Raw genomic sequence first — 16,450 nt, 5'->3', positions numbered from 1 at the left:
CTTTTCAGCACTTGCTTATGATCTCTAATCCGACTTTTGTTGTGGTTTCTTTGTTGAACATGCTGAGTTGAAGATAGGCGACCCGCTTATGCCGATCTATTCTTATGATTTGTCCTTCTTTCCCCTGCAATGGTCCTTCTGTTATAAATATTTGCTCTCCCTGTATGAAGCCTGTAGACATCTCTACAACATGATTTTCTTTTCCAAATGATTTCATGAAAGCAACTTCCTCTTCATTTAAAGGAAATATATCTGCTTTTTTCTTACCGATGACCTTCACGAAATCAGGTATTTTTTTAAGCTCTATATTTAATTGATCAATCTGATCCGTTATCATGAAGATATAACCTTTGAACAGGATATCCTTTACATCATGCCAGCTCCCCATATATTTCTTTTTTCGGATATACTCTGGTATAAAGCAATCCTGTAAAACATCCTTTGAAATCATAGTCCGGCATTTCTCTACGATCTTTCTTTCGTGACCGCTTCTGACCTGTCCAACATACCATTTCATGCTGTTACCTCCAATAGGGTAGGCTTCACCCATCAAACTTCTTTTCAGGTTTGACTTTATAACATCTATGACCATACATTCGTGATGAACGTGACATAGCAACGATCCATCCCTAAGCATTATTTTCAACTTTGAATAACTGTCTATTATCCTTTGTTAAAATGAATTTAGCACTTTGCATTTTAACTAGAAACATAATACTACAAAAGTAACTATATTGCAACCATTCTTAATTCATTTCAGCTCTGAATGACAAACTTATTTTATGAATTCACACGATAATCTGATGATGATTGGCAGATTTTGAAAAAAAAGATATATCAACAAAACGTGATATACCTTTGCTATTATTTCATAAAAACGCTTTGATCCTGATCTGTTATGATTAAGCTCAGCAACCTGTTTTTAATATCATTACGATGCTCGACATCATTTAATATTTCTTCAAGTTTGACCAACCTGTCTGTAATATCTTCTTTGGTTATTGCCATGACATTGTTTTTAAATATCAAATTATTTTTTGTTCTTGTTGTTGTTTCTCCATCAAGCTTTAATTCCTCAAACATCTTCTCTCCAGGACGTAACCCAATTTCAATAATATCAATATCCTTATAAGGTTTGAAACCTGACAATCGAATCATTTTTTCAGCTAAATCCAAAATTTTCACTGGTTCTCCCATATCAAGAACAAAGATTTCGCCTTTATCTGCATAGAAACCAGCCTGCAATACAAGCTGCGCTGCTTCAGGAATTGTCATAAAGTAACGTATGATATTTTTATCTGTTATCGTGACAGGACCGCCTTCCGTAATCTGCTGCTTAAAAATTGGGATTACGGAACCATTCGATCCCAAAACATTTCCGAACCGAACGGCAGCCATCTTAGTCACGCCATTATCACCATTTGCTTGCAAAATCATTTCTGTCATTCGTTTTGTTGCTCCCATGACATTGGTTGGATTAACTGCCTTATCCGTACTAATCATAATGAATCTAGATACGTTATTCTTAATACATGCATTAATCACATTATTTGTTCCGAATACATTGTTCTTGATAGCTTCCATAGGACGCGTTTCCATTAACGGAACATGTTTGTGTGCAGCTGCATGAAAGACAACATCCGGATTATATTCCTTAAATATACCATTGATTGCTTTAAACTCTCTTATTGATGCAATTAATGAAATAATTTCAATTGTTTTATTCAATATTCCATGTGTGCGATTTCTATTAAATTCCTGTTCAAGCATATATAAAGAATTCTCATTAATATCAACCATCATTAGCTGCTTCGGTTTAAACTTCACAATTTGTCGGCATAGCTCAGATCCTATGGATCCACCGGCTCCCGTTACTACAACAACCTTATCTGTTAAGTAACTTTTGATTTCGTTTTGTTCTAGCTTTATTTCACCCCGACCAAGTAAATCCTCAATGCTTATATCCTGAACCGGATACTTTTTAGGTGAATTTAACTCATTGACAAGTAAATTGTCTCCTTCTTTCATAATTTTCGTTTCCAGCTTTGCAGACTGACACAGGTCATAAATTCTTCTCACTGTATCCTTATCAGCACTCGGCATAGCAATAAATGCAATTTTCACATCATACTTCTGCACAATCTCTGGAATATCATATGTATCTCCCAAAACCCTATATCCTGATATTTCATTATTGATTTTCTTATCATCAACAAAGCCTATGACACTGACATTGAAATTATCATTTTGCGCCAATTCCTTTACTAGAACATAACCGGCATCACCAGCTCCAATAATGATAGCTTTCTCAGTTTTATTCGTAACCTTATATGTCATTCTTCTATATAATCTATAACAAACTCGTACATTAAACATCAACAAAGCTGTTAAGAGTCCCCCAGTAACTATAACACTAAGAAAAGTTCTATCTAATTCAAATATGATCGCCAAAGCAAACAATACGACAGTAGATAAAACAACAGCCAAACCAATTCTCAAAGTTTCAATAGGCCCGACATACTTCCATAAGCTTTTGTGAATTTTAAACAACATAAAGCAACTCATGTATATTAATAAAACTGAAAGCATTGCCAGCGCAAAGTCCCTTATATAGATTTTTTCAAAATTTGGTATTCTAAATTCTATTTTAATCCAATAAGCCAATAGAAACGATACAAATACGATGCATAAATCAAAAAAACACAGCATCATCTCTCTATGATTCTTATATAGACTGTTGTTAAATATTTTCTCAATCATTACAGCCACTCCTTCACACCTATCCTATTCTACCATACAACTAAATTTAATAAAATCTAATTTTAAAAAACAAGAGTAAATATACCTTATATTTAACTTATATATCAATAATGAAATGTTATTTATACCAGAATTTATGGATTTTCAAGTATCTCATATCTACCATATAAGAAAAAATGATTTACATCCTAAAGAATAGCTTTCAACTTTTTCTAATATCATGATGACCGTTAGCTTTTCCACAAATATAACGAATATCTCCTTATAGAGGATTATTTCATTTTCAGACAGCTTTATCCATTACAGATAGAAGTACCATGCAAGTGTATTACAAAGCCTTTAGAGAATTATCTATTAATGCTGCATAACTCAACATCATGCACCAAATTTCACTCGTTGCTCACATAAGTCTTAATTCTTAAAAGATCCACCATTATCTTCGAACATACAAAAAAGAAATATTTAAATTATCGTATATGATTAGATCTTGTGTCATTGCGATATGTGTCTTATAGCCAAAGAAGGTTGTATCTGTTATCTTATGACCAACCTTTGCGTCTTGATCCCTTAATACTCTATCTCTATCTGTGTATCTGCTACTCCTTCTTTCAGATAATTATTTTGTTCCCTTAACGTTTCAATTACTTCCATCCTTGAATCCGCATCAATTACTTCGCTCAGTTCATTGCAGTATTCTATTTCGTCTTCCAATAAGCCACTAGATTCACGCTTCTTCGGCATTTTTTCTTTCTCATCCGGAGCGACCGCATATACTGCTTTATGCAGTTCTCTTGCTCTTTTTATCAATTCTTCTCTAGGTGAGATATGTTGATACTTGCATTGGTATGTGTAGAATCCAGTATCAGATTTACCTTGGCTTCCATAACTCCAGCCTTCAGAGCAATATCTATGGTTGTTGAAATCAATACTTCTAATAGATTTGCATCCTTTAGTCGCATATGGCGAAATTTAGATAATAAACTGGGATTTATAAAATTAACTTCTTCTGGATTATATCCTAAAAAATATTTGTAAAAGCATATCCGTTCTTGTATGTGCGATCAAATCCCGATCAGACAACTTAAATTTAGATTTTAGTAAAATATATTTAACCATGACGATTGGATTTTCTACAGGTCTTCCCATGGAATTACTATATTTTTCCTTCACTACTACATCATATATAAATCCAAAATCAACCATCTCATTCAGTACTCTCCAGAAATCATCTTTTTCAATCAATATATCAAACAATTCGCTATATGGGCTTATAGTCATACTCTCTTGTTCTACTTTTCCTAACATCATACTCACCTTTTTTTGCACCTATATTATACCATTCTAATGCCTATGTTCGCGTATTTACATATATAAAAAGAGAACTGATTTTTACATCAATCTTCTTAAGACTTTTTCAGCAACCTCCCTAATTCACAAGCTTCTCTATTGATATGTCTATTTATCTATGAAACTAACGCTTTGAAATCATCCCTTACTTTTTTGTCATAGTCTTGAATATTGTGTATTATTTCAACAGAATATTTTTCTTCATCACGATTAAAGATAAACTCTATTATTTTTGTTGGAATAACCAATAATACAGTAATCAAGGATACTGAAGCACTGATAAAAACTACTAAAGTAGTCACATCAAATCCTCTATTTACCACGACTGCAATTGAGATACAATGTGCAAGTGCCACAACTATCAGAATACCTAAAAAAATGATTACAGAAATTTTCTTACTCCTAGTTTTGAATGAAAATGATTTTGTAAAATAATCCCTATATTCTACAAATATCGTATATTCTTCATTTCTTTCTTTGATATTCTTTTCTTCTATTAAATTCGTAGGGATCAACTTCATTATTCCGCAAATCTGAAGTTTTTTAGTAAATTCCAAATCGTCTTTTCATTTGATTCTTCCTCTAACCCCAATTCTCTGATTCTTTTTAAAATAAAAGTTTCAGAAACATCAAAAATATCCGATAGTTCATTAACAATCGCTTCTTTTTTATATCCTAAAAGTGAAAAAGTCTATATTTGTCAGTAAAAATATCTTTTGGCATTAACAAAGCCGTAGCAAATCTATTTACTCTTATTTCCGTTTCACTAGTAAGCCTTTCCTTATCCAAACTATATTCATCCGTAAAATCTGACTTCCCATCATACTCAAATATGTAATGTCCAAATTCATGGGCCATTGTAAAACGCTGGTGTCCACGATTTTCATATGCATTAATTAACACGATTCTTTTACACCCTCGTGCCTCTATTTAGGAATCACTTACACCAATAAATCCAGAAATATTCGCTGATAGGTTTTCTTTATATATCTTAAACCCAACTTTATCAAGAATATGCGCAATTGGTATCTGATAATCCAACAATTCAAATTGATGGCGTACTTCGCCTGCAAACCTTTCAATTTCGTTCGAATCAGAAAAATATTTAAAATAATTGTTTTCTTGCCTTAATTTATCAGATACACATATAGCTCTGCACTTTCTTTTCTTTCTCAATGTTTAACACCTCAAACTTATTTTATAAATTTTTTCTTACTTTTGTAAAAATAAGTTATAGATACATGGTCTTTAACAAAGCCCATTCACCCCTTCCCTATCCATGAAGGATAATATAGGATTATCTTTATAAGGTGAGAGATGAAATATTTAACTGATTGGAATGCATTTAAAGAAAATGGAAGTTTTAATGGAAATTTATTTGAAGATCTCGTTAAAGAGCTTCTTGCATGTATGTATCCCAACGTCATATGGGAACAAACAAAAAAATCCTGGGATGGTAATAAAGATTTTGTATCAAAAGGTCTTCATTCTAATGAAAAATGGGCAGAATGTAAATGTTACAAAAAGAAATTAGATTTAAAAGTGCTGGCACCTACTTTAGTTATGAGTACTGTAAGCAATATCAAAGATATTTTAATTTTCTCTTATAGTGAGATTAACACAAATGCAAAAAGGAAAATAGCACAATTTGCTGAAAGTCAGGAAGCAACAATTATAGTATATGAGAATGAAGTCTTAGAAGAGTTAATTCTAAAGTATCAAGATGTTTTAAATATCGAAATATATTTTCCTTCCTTCAAAAAATGTACATATACAGATTTAGCCTTACAAAATCAGCTTTCTTTTTTAAATAGTAGGATTATGAAAGAGCAAAGCTGGAGAGAGTTAAAAAAGGAACGATTAAGGATAAATGACATTATAAAAATAACAGTTACTGTATGTAACTCATCATTAAAAAGTGTTGATTGCTCGCTTGAGATAAAAAAATATGAAAAAAACATGGCGATGCTTACTCCTTCAAAGATCGATAGTGTACTTAAAGGTGGAGAGATCAAGTATTATTATTTTCATATGCAGATCAATCATTATGATAATTTGATTAAAATGCCTGAAGTATATCTTAATAAAATCAAAATTCTATCTGCATTTTCTATAACATGTGATTGGCTATTAGAGAAACCACTCATCGGTTGTATAAATGAATGCGAGAAAATCAAGAATGTCTTAAACAGTTCACAAAATAACAATCCACATACCTTTTTAATAACACCTGATTTAGATGCTTCGTTATGTAATTGGATAAAATTATATATGTCTTTTTGACTATCTTTTTATATCTTCTTAAATGTCCGCAAAGCCTTATTTTATAGGCTCTACGGGCATTTTGCTTTTGTGGTAAACCTCACATATCTAGGTCTATCTTCTTATATTTTCACTATCAAGCGTGGTTAAAATCGTGGTAAATACTTCTATGCAATTAGACGCTGAACCTCTGATTTTGCGGTATCTATGGACGCATGAGCATACCAGTTCATTGTGATACTGATATTTGAATGCCCCATGATATACTGTAAATCTTTTGGGTTCATGTTCTTGCTTGCCAGTCTTGTGCAGAATGTATGGCGTAGCGTATGCGGTGTGATATGTGGCAAGAGCCTGTCCTTGTGGTGCTTGTTGTATTTCTTTACCATACGGACAAATAGCGTTGTGTAATCAATCGCCACCTTTGGCTTGCCTTTGGAATTGATAAACAAGAAATCTTTGTGTCCGTCTATCTCCATTGACCTTATCTTTGAGCGTTTCTTAATCACTCTGTGAAATGCTTGTATCGTTTCCTTGCTCAATGGCACGTTCCTTACTCCGCTTTTGGTCTTAGGTGTTTCAATGTAATAGCCTTGTTCCTTGCTTTTCAATAGCTGGTGGTCTATTACTACAACCTCATTCGCAAAATCAATGTCCGCCATTGTCAGCCCACATAATTCAGAAATGCGAAGTCCCGTTTTCAACAGTATCAGTACATCATCATAATACTTATGATACACATTGTCTGTCTTGATGAATGACAGTAAGGCTTGTTCCTGTTCCTCTGTCAATGCGACTTTCTCTTTCGTATCATTTTCTAGGACTTCACTTAACTTGAAATCAAAAGGGTTCTTCCTCACACAATCGTCCTGTATGGCGATATAGAATGACGCTTTTAACGAGCGTTTATGGTTGTTAATGGTATTGTAGGAAAAGCCTTTGTCTTTCATGCGTAACGCCCATTCCTTAGCGTCAGAGGGTTTGATTGTATCAATGCTCCTAGCACCTAACTTGTCCTCTTTCAATAACCGCATGAGTTGTTCCCGTTGTTTCTGTGTGCTTTTCTTCACATTTGCCCTCTGTGCGTTCTGTTTGGCATAGAGTTGGCAAAGCGTCATTTTCTTGCCAGTGCTGTCGATACCGTCCTCAATATCCCGTCTTATCTGCTGTTCCAGTTCTCGAAGTGAGGGTTTTTCCCGTTTTCCCTTTGGTGTCGGGTCTGTGGGTGTCAATCTCCAAGCATACACATATTTTGTGTTTCCAAATGCGTCTACATATTTATATAAGTATTTTCCGTCTGTTCGTTGGCTCTCTCCAGTATGCAGGATACGACCTTTGTTATCCCGTCTTTTTTCTTTCATGGTGTCTGCTCCTTTCCTTGTTGGAAAGAGCCTTGATATGACTTGTATTCATCATAACACATACAAGGCTCATTTGCATTAGATAGCGTCCAATTTATCAATGACCTGTTCAAACTGTCGGCGTTTAATCTGTATGCGGTTGCCATTCATAATGAGCCAGCCAGCGTCCTTGTTTTCCTCTGCCAATCGTCTTAACTTGTTTTCTCCGATACGGAAATACTTTGACGCTTCTTCAATGGTAAGGGTGTATTTTTCCCATACGGGAATATCCTGTGCATTACTCATAAAACACCCCCTCACTTTCGATTACGTCTGCTATATCCGTACACATCTGTTCCACAATCATTTCCTGCTTTTCGGAAAGGTGGGTACATTCATCAATCATTTTCATGTAGTTTGAGCCTGTCAGCCTGTCGATTTCCTCAATCATCACAATAGACGGCATGACCTGTCTTTCCAGCCATTGCAGAGTGCGTTCCATATTGACAGGTACAGGGTTCATTTCAAAAGGTGAACTGTCATGGGCAATGAATATCTCCCACAACGGATAGTCGGGAAATTCCACAAAATCAGTAATGAGGTAAAACACCAGCCCATGAGGGTTATACGTCAATAACAGTTCCTCAACTGCCTGTACTGCCTTTTTATCACGCAGGCGAATTTCAAAACGGTTGATAATATCGGTATGTTTCTTTTTCGTTGCCTGTTCCTCTTGTTTTTCATACAGGCAGAAGTATTTTGTGCTTGCCTTTGAACCGATATAAAGGGTACTTGCTAAATTACGGTTTTTTCCGCTTAGTTTTCCACCCTGCACATTTTCATAATTTTTACAGCGACAATCCGCACCGCCATTTCTGTATTTTTCAGACAAAACGGGAATATCCAACAGACCACACATATCATTGATTGCCAAGTCAAAACGTCGGATAACACCGCCACAGTCAAGACAGCGGTTTAAAAATGAATACCAATCTCTGTTCTGTGCCTGCAAGACATATTCCATGTTGCGTGAGCCTGCCCCTTTTAATTCCAAGAATACGCCCATGTGTTCGTCATCAGAAGCCATGACCTTGATTTCTCCGTAGGCGTAATGCTCTTTATAGCCATAATACCCATAGTCATAATGGATAAAATAATCTGCTTTCATGCCAAGCACCTTTCGGATAATTTCCAATGCGTCAGTCGTTGGAAAACGGACAGACAGATAATCAACGAGCAGATAAAAAGGCTTATCGCAGATATAATAATTCAGACAACGCAGGATAATATTTTGTGTTTCCTTGCTGGCGTTGGCTTTTCCGTTCTCAAAGCGGTTGATACTATATCTTGATACATGGGTAAGACTTGCAAGTTCTCCTTGTGAAAGACCGCTTGCAAGACGTTTGTTCTTCATTTCAAGTGCAAATTCTAAATTGTTCATTGTATTCCTCCAATCCCACAATAGCCTTGAAATACCTGTAAACCTCTATTCAAAAAGTGTGATATGCACTATCTTCTTAAAACTTCTCATTACTACTCACAACTTTGGGATTGTATGGTTTTTGACTTGTCTTTTGTGAAATAGTGCCCCCCTGTTAGATAACGGGGGCATATTCAAGGCTCGCAGGTTCGCCAGCAGACAAAGCATTTCCGTCCTTTGACGGCAGAGCCGTCATGGCGTTGTTGCTGGCGCACGCCAGCAGTCCTGCAATGCTTTGTCTGCAAACCCTGTTTTTCCTTTTCTAACCATGCCATATCAACCGATATTCATATCTACGGGTTTAATCAGATAGGATTTACTTTTTAAATGGTTTTATATTTCATTCTGTTGTGCTTAATCATTTGCAAACGCATGATAATTCTTGTATGCTTATTTGTCAATATCTTTTTTTGTCTTTACAAACCATATTAAGCATGATAGACTTATAACGGAAACGAAATAAGAAGATATACAGAGTTACGGAGGGTTATGCAGTGAAAATAAATTTTTTGGGAAACAACATACAGACCATCAGAAAATACAGAGGAATGAAACAGCAGGAGCTTGCGGACAAAATCGGTATCAATATGCAGAGCCTTTCCAAGATTGAAAGAGGGTTGAATTATCCTGCCTATGATACGTTGGAAAAGATAATGGAAGTGTTGGACGTAACACCAAATGAACTGTTGTCGGGGGAATGGAAATATATCAATCAGGCTGAAAAGGAAGTCTGTCAGTTTCTAAGAGCTGAAGAACTCCTAAATACAGAACTGAAACACGGGCATTATGACAACTTTTTTGACAGTGAGGAAGAATGGCTGGAATATGAGTTAGAAAAGTTACGGGAATATATTACCGACTACATCAACGGAAATAACATACAGGCAGACGACCTTTACCCAATCAAAGAATTTATCCAGCATTTGAAGTTTCAAAGATTGTTAGACCGATATGACGATTTATACAGCATGGATATGTTTGGGGAAAGCATAGAGGGACATAAGTATAAAACACCTTTTCAATTCGTGAAACGGATAAATCCCAACTCAAAAGAAGATATAGAACTGTTACGGGAAGTATTAAGGAATAACCATTTTGATGATGAGGACGAGTAATCTTTTTCCTCTTGTGAGAAGATACAGCAAACAAAAAGCCCGATCAAGAGTGCAAAGCACCACCAATGGTGGCAAGCTCTTGACAGGGCTTTTTCTTTTCTGTGCTGGTTAATCAAGAGAAAGAAAGGGATAAAATGTGATTTATGGTAAATCAGACGAAGGCAATGCAGGTATCGCAGTTTGAGCTTGTGCTACATAAGGATAGTAACTGGAAGATTGTAGAATAGATTTTTAACAGCGTGCATTTTTTGTAAGTCTGCACGCTGTCCTTTGCCTTTCATTCATCTTTTAGAGTAATACCTTGATTATAATCTTCTTTGTGGATAATAGACAAAGGAGGAATTTAATATGGCGAAATACGCATATATCCGAGTTTCAAGCAAAGACCAGAATATCGCAAGGCAGGTGGAAGCCATGCAGGAAGTTGGACTGACAAAGAAACAGATGTATATTGATAAACAATCAGGAAAGGATTTTATACGCAAGAATTATCAAAGGCTGATAAGAAAGCTGAAAGCAGGCGATGAGCTTTACATTAAGTCCATAGACCGTCTGGGACGTGATTATGATGAAATACTAGAACAATGGCGTTATCTAACAAGAGTAAAAGACATTGATATGATTGTACTGGATTTTCCTTTGCTTGATACCAGAAATCAAGTGAATGGCGTTACAGGAAAATTTATAGCAGATTTGGTATTGCAGATACTTTCCTATGTAGCGCAGATAGAAAGAGAAAACACAAAACAAAGACAGGCAGAAGGAATACGTATCGCAAAGGAAAAAGGTGTGCAATTTGGACGACCAAAACATGATTTTCCAGAGCAATTCGAAGAAATTTACCAACTGTGGGAAATTGGAGAAATTAGTATGCGCGAGGGTGGACGTCGACTAAACACTCACCACACTACGTTTGCGAGGTGGATAGTCCGTTACCAACATGAAAAGGCATAAAAAGTAGACTTTCTACACCACTTCTAAACTTTGTTTTTTTGTACTGATTTAAGTGTAAAACAGCTATTTTTATCCAAAACTATCCTATACTAAATGATAACACACACGGCACAAAAAGTCTGCATTTTGGTCCAAAAAGTCTGCTTTTTGTGCCATGCACACTTCTGACATTTTAATCCTTTTATCCTAATGTGAATATCCTAAACTACATTGAAAAGGGGGGGAGAAAACGAGATAACGGCAAAACAAGAATTTCTCATAATGAGAAATCGGAAGTGCAAGCCAGAGAAACACCAGCTCATGGAAGTACAGGATTTGTCCTATCTGGTTTAAAACTTCCATAAATATGAAAAATCAAAAAGGAGAGAAATAAGATGAAGCAAAAATTAAAACGCATACTTGCCTGCGTTCTTGTTTTATGTATGGGCTTTGGTGTACAGTCTAATCTTGCTTTCGCACAGGAAAATGTAGCTTATAATACAGAAGATATATCAGATGAAGCTGATACAATGACAGACGGTACTAAAGATACAGACACAACGAGCAAAGATGATTTGAACACAAAAACAGAAGAGAATGTAGGCGATAGCCAACATTCTAAATATGGATTGACCGATAGAGAAGTATGGGAGGAATGTAATCAGTGTTCAAAAGATAATCCACATTTGATTTCTACTACAGCAGAATTAGATAAAGTTCGTACACATACCCATACAGAAGGAAATGTGACTACAATTACAGGTTATTTCAAATTAGTAAACGATATCGTTTTCACAGATGAAGATTATCAAGAAAATGGTGCTTTCTATAACAATGGCTGGGGATGGACTCCAATAGGCCATAACAATAAAACTTCTTATTTTAGTGGTGACCAATTTCAAGGGGACTTTAATGGTGATGATTATGCTGTAAAAAATATAAAAATAGAACGACCTGCTGGCTATTGGTATAATGGTTTATTTGCTGCACCAGGAGATAATGCTCATATCTATAATCTTAAATTAGAAGGCTTTACAATTCATGCAGATGGGGCAGGAGCTTTGTATGGACAATCGTACGCAACAAAAAAAGACAGTATGTTGGTTGAAAATATCACAGTAGATAATAGTTGTATAACAGGAATTAGCTCAGCTGCTAAATACTCGGGAATATTTGCAGCGTGTATTAAAGGGATGCATAGAAATATCACTATTAGTAATTCTACGTACAAGAGCGAAAGAGGTGCTTGGAAAGGTGGGTTTATTGCTAGTGAAATATTAACAGGTATGCTTGAAAATGTAACAGTCACTGACTGTGAAATGACACCATTTGCTTATACAGGAATGTTGATGCCTGGCATTGGAATGGATACAGTAATAAAAGATGTTGTTATCAAAGACAGTACCGTAAATATTACTCATCACGCTTGGAGTTATTTGATTTTTGAGGATTATCGCTCTAATTCAATTGGTCTCACACCTGTAATATCAGATGTTAAGATAGATGTTAACATACAGGGAACTACTGCAAATTTAAAAGGTGCAAAGACAACTATACCAAAGTTGAAAAATACAGATGTCTCTCCTATTCAAATGGACAATATAGATGTTCATGAGGTTTTAACAGATAAAACCACAAATTCTCAAAGTAAAGTAGATTTCAGTGTAGATACTAATGTTATTAGTATACCAAGTGATGCAGAAAAAAATATTAAAGCTGAAGAGAGATATATAGTGAGTCTAAATGGTGGACATATCCGACCAGAGACAGTAAATGAAGAAGGTAAACTCATAGCAGACAGAAGTGGATATGCCTTTGATGGATGGTATGAAAATAAAGAATTGAACGGAGATTCAATAGAAAAATTGAACTACAATACGTACTACTACGCAAAGTGGATTGAACTGAAAGACCAAAGCATTTCCATGGAATATGGCTCTACTAAGGAACTTCCGACAGTTTCAGGAGTTACGCTTTCCGAATGGACTTCCGCAGATGAATCTGTTGCGAAAGTCAAAAACGGAGAAATAAAAACTGTCAATGCAGGTAAAACCACCTTAACAGCTAAAGCGAGCACGGCAAGCGGTGGCACAGCAACTTTCACGGTCAATGTAGAAGTAACTCCTATGAGAATTATCTATGGTTCACCAGATGAAACAGAAGACGGTCGACCATATATTGTATATTCATTAAATGAAGACGGAACAGCGCCTAAAATCAGTGATATTTTAGGATTCTATCCGGTAAAAGAGAAACAAGGAGAATCCGGTTATGAAGCAGATACTTCTAAGCCAAAGATTACGCTTAACCCTGGTATGGGAGCAGACGGCGATGTGGAATATACCTATGTAAATGATGTTAGTAATAACAAAATTACTACTGATACTTTACCAATTCATCCAACTGTTGATGAAAATGGAAATCCTCATAGTATTCGTGTAGAAATGAAACTAAAGAATCCAAACTATCGTTTCACTACAATAGGGACAAATTGGCAACAAGGAGATACAATCACATTATTTGTTGCTTGTTATGAAGAAGGAATGAACGAAGTAGACATGTATCTTGAAGGGGAAAGTGAACCATTAAAAATCTTTGAAGAACAGGTTTATGAATATACAGGACAAGGAGTAGTGCCTACCACAAAAGACTTGACAACTTTATATACAAAAGGAAAGAATACAAGTAACACGATTACAAAATTCACGGTTCATTTCCATGCAGTAGCTGAAGATACAAAGTTTGCCGGTTCATACATAGAACAAGTTACAAATGACCAACTAACAAAAGAGGCTTTAGAAAAAATTGCACCTAAAGAATTAGGAGTATATTCATTTGTGATAAATGGTTACAACAAAGATACAAAGACTTATAGCTATGTATCACGCCGTTATAGTATTGTTAAGGGTAAACCGACAGGAAATCCTGTATTTGATGTCATTGAAAGCGGAAAATCCTTATTGGAAGTTCAACTGAGCGGAACAATGAAAAATAAGATTGGAGAAACCGTTGCAGGAACATTCACATGGGAAGATGGAAATCAAACAGTAGAATCAGGAAAAGCATATAAATGGACATTTACACCAGATGATACCAATCATTATGAGGTTGTTAATGGGGAAAGTATAGTATGCCCGATTCCTATGGAAGAATTAAACGCAATTCCAACAATCAATGCAAGTGATAAGACATTGACAGTTGGCGATACATTCAATCCATTAGATGGTGTTACCGCTTCGGATAAAGAGGATGGCGATATTACAGAAAAAGTGGAAGTATTAAGCAATGATGTAGATACTTCAAAAGCAGGAACATATACAGTAATATACAAAGTTACAGATAGTAAAGGAGCTTCTTCTACAAAAACAATCACTGTTACTGTCAAGGGAAAAGACACACAAAAGCCAACAATAGATGATAACAAGAAACCGTCTGCAACGGATACGGATAAGAAACCAGCAAGTACAGATAAACAGACAACGTCTAACAGCCCTAAAACTGGTGACAGCACGAATATGACAACATGGCTTGCGCTCATGTTCGTATCTCTTGGTCTGCTGGCTGGCGTATTCACAGTAAGGAAATCACGCAAAAGCAGATAAAGACTGCGGGGAATTTTATGGACAGAGATATTTTTGAGGACATGAAGATTGAAACGGAGTGTTCTTATATTTCAGATTTACCCTACATCAAGAATACAGTAGAAAAGAAACTATTTGAACTTCCGTTTGACCTCTATTCCAAAGAACAGCTTCAAGAATTTTGTGACTATGTTTTTCGTGATAACGGAGCTGTCTATCAGTCTCTTATGATGAAATATCGCAGGAACAGCAGATATAATTAGGCTTGCAGGAAAAGATATACAATAAAATATCACTTTAATTAGCTCGTACAGACTATATGTTTTGTACGGGCTTTTTATATACCTCTTTTCTGCATTTTCAGAAGTTATAAACAAATATTTTCGCTATGAAATATTCCGTTTGTATAGTTTAGCTCTTGCAGAAAGGAGGTGAGATTATGGGAACCTCTTCTTCCGAGCATATCGTCAGATTACAATTTAATGCTTTGATGATGATTGTCATTAAAGGTGCATTATCAAGTCATAGAAGACAGATTGCTAGGCGTTCAAAACATGAAATACTATTTTGTGAATTGCCTGAAATGAAGCAAATTGAATATGGTATGAGTGATGAATATTCTTGTGATTATGTATCGTTTCAAGTTATGCATTTTGTAATTTATGTAGCTGATGAAGAATTAAGTACAGCGTTGAAAGAATTAACAGAGAAACAGCGTAATGCTATCTTGTTGTATTTCTTTCAAGGCATGAACGACAGAGAAATCTCAAAATTGTATCATGTATCACGTTCAGCTATCAATAGCAGACGGGATAGAGGACTAAGAAAATTACAGAAGTTATTGAATGAAATGGAATAGGAAAAATGAAAAAAGATTATGGTTATCCCTCTTACGACCTTATTTACAGAGCGTCTAATGGAGATGAAAAGGCAGTCAGAGGAATTTTAGACTTTTACAACGCTTATATCTCTAAAGTATGCTTGCGTCCATGCTATCATGCAAATGGTACTGTAAATATGCAGGTTGATGAAGAATTAAAAGGTCGAATTCATACAGAAATGATGAAAGCCATTTTAAGGTTTGAAATCAGAGAGAAGTAGTCAAGTGGTATGAAAAAGGGAGATACACAGTTTCATTTCATGTGCTATCTCCCTTGTGGTTTATATTGTCATATCAAGGCTCTTCAATCGTGGTAAATTCGTGGTAAAATAAATGTTTTTCAATTTTGAAATTGCTTATAAATGTAGTGTTTATGGGAATAATTCAAAATCTTATATAAAATTTCAATGTAAATTATTGATAGCAAATCTTTATGATTTACCGATAATAGATATTGCTTTTGCAGAAACACAAATTATGGATACTGGCAGTTTACTTACAAATATATTATATAACTCAAAATTTCAATTTACAGTGCATAAAAATGAGATTATACGCTTACTGTTATCAAAAATTGCTTCACTACCACGCAGATCTACACCCACATCAGCTCCAACAAGCAAAAAGAAATCCTGTACCATAAAAATCCAAGAAATTTCATAAACCAGAGCTGATTGCACATATACTGCATCCCGCCTCTTGTCTAATTCAAATCCGAACAGCAAAAAAGAGAATTCAGAGATACTTTGCGT

General features: G+C 35.3%; 17 protein-coding genes. 7 read left to right on the top strand and 10 right to left on the bottom strand.

Annotated features, from left to right (window positions below; translation table 11 throughout):
• Nucleotides 1-4: 4 nt before the first annotated feature.
• From loaP to KSZ58_RS22510, 7 genes are all read right to left on the bottom strand, one after another.
• A complete protein-coding gene (gene loaP, locus KSZ58_RS03465) occupies nt 5-637 on the bottom strand; it encodes an antiterminator LoaP (protein WP_224727398.1) in 633 nt (210 codons plus the stop codon).
• A 227-nt stretch (nt 638-864) separates the two neighbouring features.
• The gene (locus KSZ58_RS03460) at nt 865-2,760 is read right to left on the bottom strand and encodes a nucleoside-diphosphate sugar epimerase/dehydratase (protein WP_022300559.1); all 1,896 of its coding nucleotides are present in this window, start codon (nt 2,758-2,760) and stop codon (nt 865-867) included.
• A gap of 567 nt (nt 2,761-3,327) precedes the next feature.
• Nucleotides 3,328-3,567, bottom strand: coding sequence for a hypothetical protein (locus tag KSZ58_RS03455; RefSeq protein WP_009269877.1), 240 nt, complete (start codon nt 3,565-3,567; stop codon nt 3,328-3,330).
• 204 nt (nt 3,568-3,771) lie between these two features.
• Nucleotides 3,772-4,068, bottom strand: a complete 297-nt coding sequence (locus KSZ58_RS03450; RefSeq protein ID WP_009269878.1) for a transposase — start codon at nt 4,066-4,068, stop codon at nt 3,772-3,774.
• Nucleotides 4,069-4,223: 155 nt separating this feature from the next.
• The gene (locus KSZ58_RS03445; protein ID WP_224727395.1) at nt 4,224-4,664 is read right to left on the bottom strand and encodes a hypothetical protein; all 441 of its coding nucleotides are present in this window, start codon (nt 4,662-4,664) and stop codon (nt 4,224-4,226) included.
• Nucleotides 4,665-4,782: 118 nt separating this feature from the next.
• Nucleotides 4,783-5,010, bottom strand: a complete 228-nt coding sequence (locus KSZ58_RS22515) for an ImmA/IrrE family metallo-endopeptidase (RefSeq protein WP_207636106.1) — start codon at nt 5,008-5,010, stop codon at nt 4,783-4,785.
• Between the two features lie 27 nt (nt 5,011-5,037).
• Nucleotides 5,038-5,283: a hypothetical protein gene (locus tag KSZ58_RS22510; RefSeq protein ID WP_207636107.1), complete on the bottom strand. Its 246-nt coding sequence runs from the start codon at nt 5,281-5,283 to the stop codon at nt 5,038-5,040.
• 141 nt (nt 5,284-5,424) lie between these two features.
• On the opposite strand from KSZ58_RS22510, the gene KSZ58_RS03435 reads away from it, so the two are divergent.
• Nucleotides 5,425-6,390, top strand: coding sequence for a restriction endonuclease (locus KSZ58_RS03435; RefSeq protein WP_009269880.1), 966 nt, complete (start codon nt 5,425-5,427; stop codon nt 6,388-6,390).
• A 146-nt stretch (nt 6,391-6,536) separates the two neighbouring features.
• Here KSZ58_RS03435 and KSZ58_RS03430 read toward each other — a convergent pair whose 3' ends face one another.
• The 3 genes from KSZ58_RS03430 to KSZ58_RS03420 form a co-directional block, all read right to left on the bottom strand.
• Nucleotides 6,537-7,730 (bottom strand): site-specific integrase, encoded by a 1,194-nt coding sequence (locus KSZ58_RS03430; RefSeq protein ID WP_009269881.1) that lies wholly within the window; start codon nt 7,728-7,730, stop codon nt 6,537-6,539.
• Nucleotides 7,731-7,808: 78 nt separating this feature from the next.
• Nucleotides 7,809-8,015 carry an excisionase gene (locus tag KSZ58_RS03425; protein ID WP_002341493.1) on the bottom strand — a complete coding sequence of 69 codons (207 nt, stop codon included), beginning with the start codon at nt 8,013-8,015 and terminating at the stop codon, nt 7,809-7,811.
• Nucleotides 8,008-9,150 carry an XRE family transcriptional regulator gene (locus KSZ58_RS03420; protein WP_009269882.1) on the bottom strand — a complete coding sequence of 381 codons (1,143 nt, stop codon included), beginning with the start codon at nt 9,148-9,150 and terminating at the stop codon, nt 8,008-8,010. The genes KSZ58_RS03425 and KSZ58_RS03420 overlap by 8 nt, the downstream gene beginning before the upstream one ends.
• A gap of 533 nt (nt 9,151-9,683) precedes the next feature.
• Here KSZ58_RS03420 and KSZ58_RS03415 point away from each other — a divergent pair.
• The 6 genes from KSZ58_RS03415 to KSZ58_RS03390 all read left to right on the top strand — a co-directional run bounded on the left by KSZ58_RS03415 (nt 9,684) and on the right by KSZ58_RS03390 (nt 15,919).
• On the top strand, nt 9,684-10,304 hold the full coding sequence (locus KSZ58_RS03415; RefSeq protein WP_106651977.1) for a helix-turn-helix domain-containing protein: 621 nt from the start codon (nt 9,684-9,686) through the stop codon (nt 10,302-10,304).
• Between the two features lie 348 nt (nt 10,305-10,652).
• Nucleotides 10,653-11,258 carry a recombinase family protein gene (locus KSZ58_RS03410; RefSeq protein ID WP_009269884.1) on the top strand — a complete coding sequence of 202 codons (606 nt, stop codon included), beginning with the start codon at nt 10,653-10,655 and terminating at the stop codon, nt 11,256-11,258.
• Between the two features lie 374 nt (nt 11,259-11,632).
• On the top strand, nt 11,633-14,839 hold the full coding sequence (locus KSZ58_RS03405) for an immunoglobulin-like domain-containing protein (protein WP_217752613.1): 3,207 nt from the start codon (nt 11,633-11,635) through the stop codon (nt 14,837-14,839).
• Nucleotides 14,840-14,856: 17 nt separating this feature from the next.
• Nucleotides 14,857-15,081, top strand: coding sequence for a hypothetical protein (locus KSZ58_RS03400; protein ID WP_009269677.1), 225 nt, complete (start codon nt 14,857-14,859; stop codon nt 15,079-15,081).
• Between the two features lie 176 nt (nt 15,082-15,257).
• On the top strand, nt 15,258-15,677 hold the full coding sequence (locus KSZ58_RS03395) for a sigma-70 family RNA polymerase sigma factor (RefSeq protein WP_009588541.1): 420 nt from the start codon (nt 15,258-15,260) through the stop codon (nt 15,675-15,677).
• A 5-nt stretch (nt 15,678-15,682) separates the two neighbouring features.
• Nucleotides 15,683-15,919, top strand: coding sequence for a helix-turn-helix domain-containing protein (locus KSZ58_RS03390; RefSeq protein ID WP_055201397.1), 237 nt, complete (start codon nt 15,683-15,685; stop codon nt 15,917-15,919).
• The last annotated feature ends 531 nt before the right edge of the window (nt 15,920-16,450 follow it).

The organism is Erysipelatoclostridium sp. DFI.2.3 (genome assembly GCF_019132535.1).
Lineage (GTDB): Bacteria > Bacillota_I > Bacilli_A > Erysipelotrichales > Erysipelotrichaceae > Clostridium_AQ > Clostridium_AQ innocuum.
This window is presented reverse-complemented; position numbering and strand designations above follow the sequence as displayed.

Bases quoted from the DNA above. Each gene is read 5' to 3' on its own strand.
- loaP (WP_224727398.1), bottom strand. From the start codon at position 637: ATGCTTAGGGATGGATCGTTGCTATGTCACGTTCATCACGAATGTATG.
- KSZ58_RS03460 (WP_022300559.1), bottom strand. From the start codon at position 2,760: ATGATTGAGAAAATATTTAACAACAGTCTATATAAGAATCATAGAGAG.
- KSZ58_RS03450 (WP_009269878.1), bottom strand. From the start codon at position 4,068: ATGATGTTAGGAAAAGTAGAACAAGAGAGTATGACTATAAGCCCATAT.
- KSZ58_RS03435 (WP_009269880.1), top strand. From the start codon at position 5,425: ATGAAATATTTAACTGATTGGAATGCATTTAAAGAAAATGGAAGTTTT.
- KSZ58_RS03430 (WP_009269881.1), bottom strand. From the start codon at position 7,730: ATGAAAGAAAAAAGACGGGATAACAAAGGTCGTATCCTGCATACTGGA.
- KSZ58_RS03425 (WP_002341493.1), bottom strand. From the start codon at position 8,015: ATGAGTAATGCACAGGATATTCCCGTATGGGAAAAATACACCCTTACC.
- KSZ58_RS03420 (WP_009269882.1), bottom strand. From the start codon at position 9,150: ATGAACAATTTAGAATTTGCACTTGAAATGAAGAACAAACGTCTTGCA.
- KSZ58_RS03410 (WP_009269884.1), top strand. From the start codon at position 10,653: ATGGCGAAATACGCATATATCCGAGTTTCAAGCAAAGACCAGAATATC.
- KSZ58_RS03405 (WP_217752613.1), top strand. From the start codon at position 11,633: ATGAAGCAAAAATTAAAACGCATACTTGCCTGCGTTCTTGTTTTATGT.
- KSZ58_RS03400 (WP_009269677.1), top strand. From the start codon at position 14,857: ATGGACAGAGATATTTTTGAGGACATGAAGATTGAAACGGAGTGTTCT.
- KSZ58_RS03395 (WP_009588541.1), top strand. From the start codon at position 15,258: ATGGGAACCTCTTCTTCCGAGCATATCGTCAGATTACAATTTAATGCT.
- KSZ58_RS03390 (WP_055201397.1), top strand. From the start codon at position 15,683: ATGAAAAAAGATTATGGTTATCCCTCTTACGACCTTATTTACAGAGCG.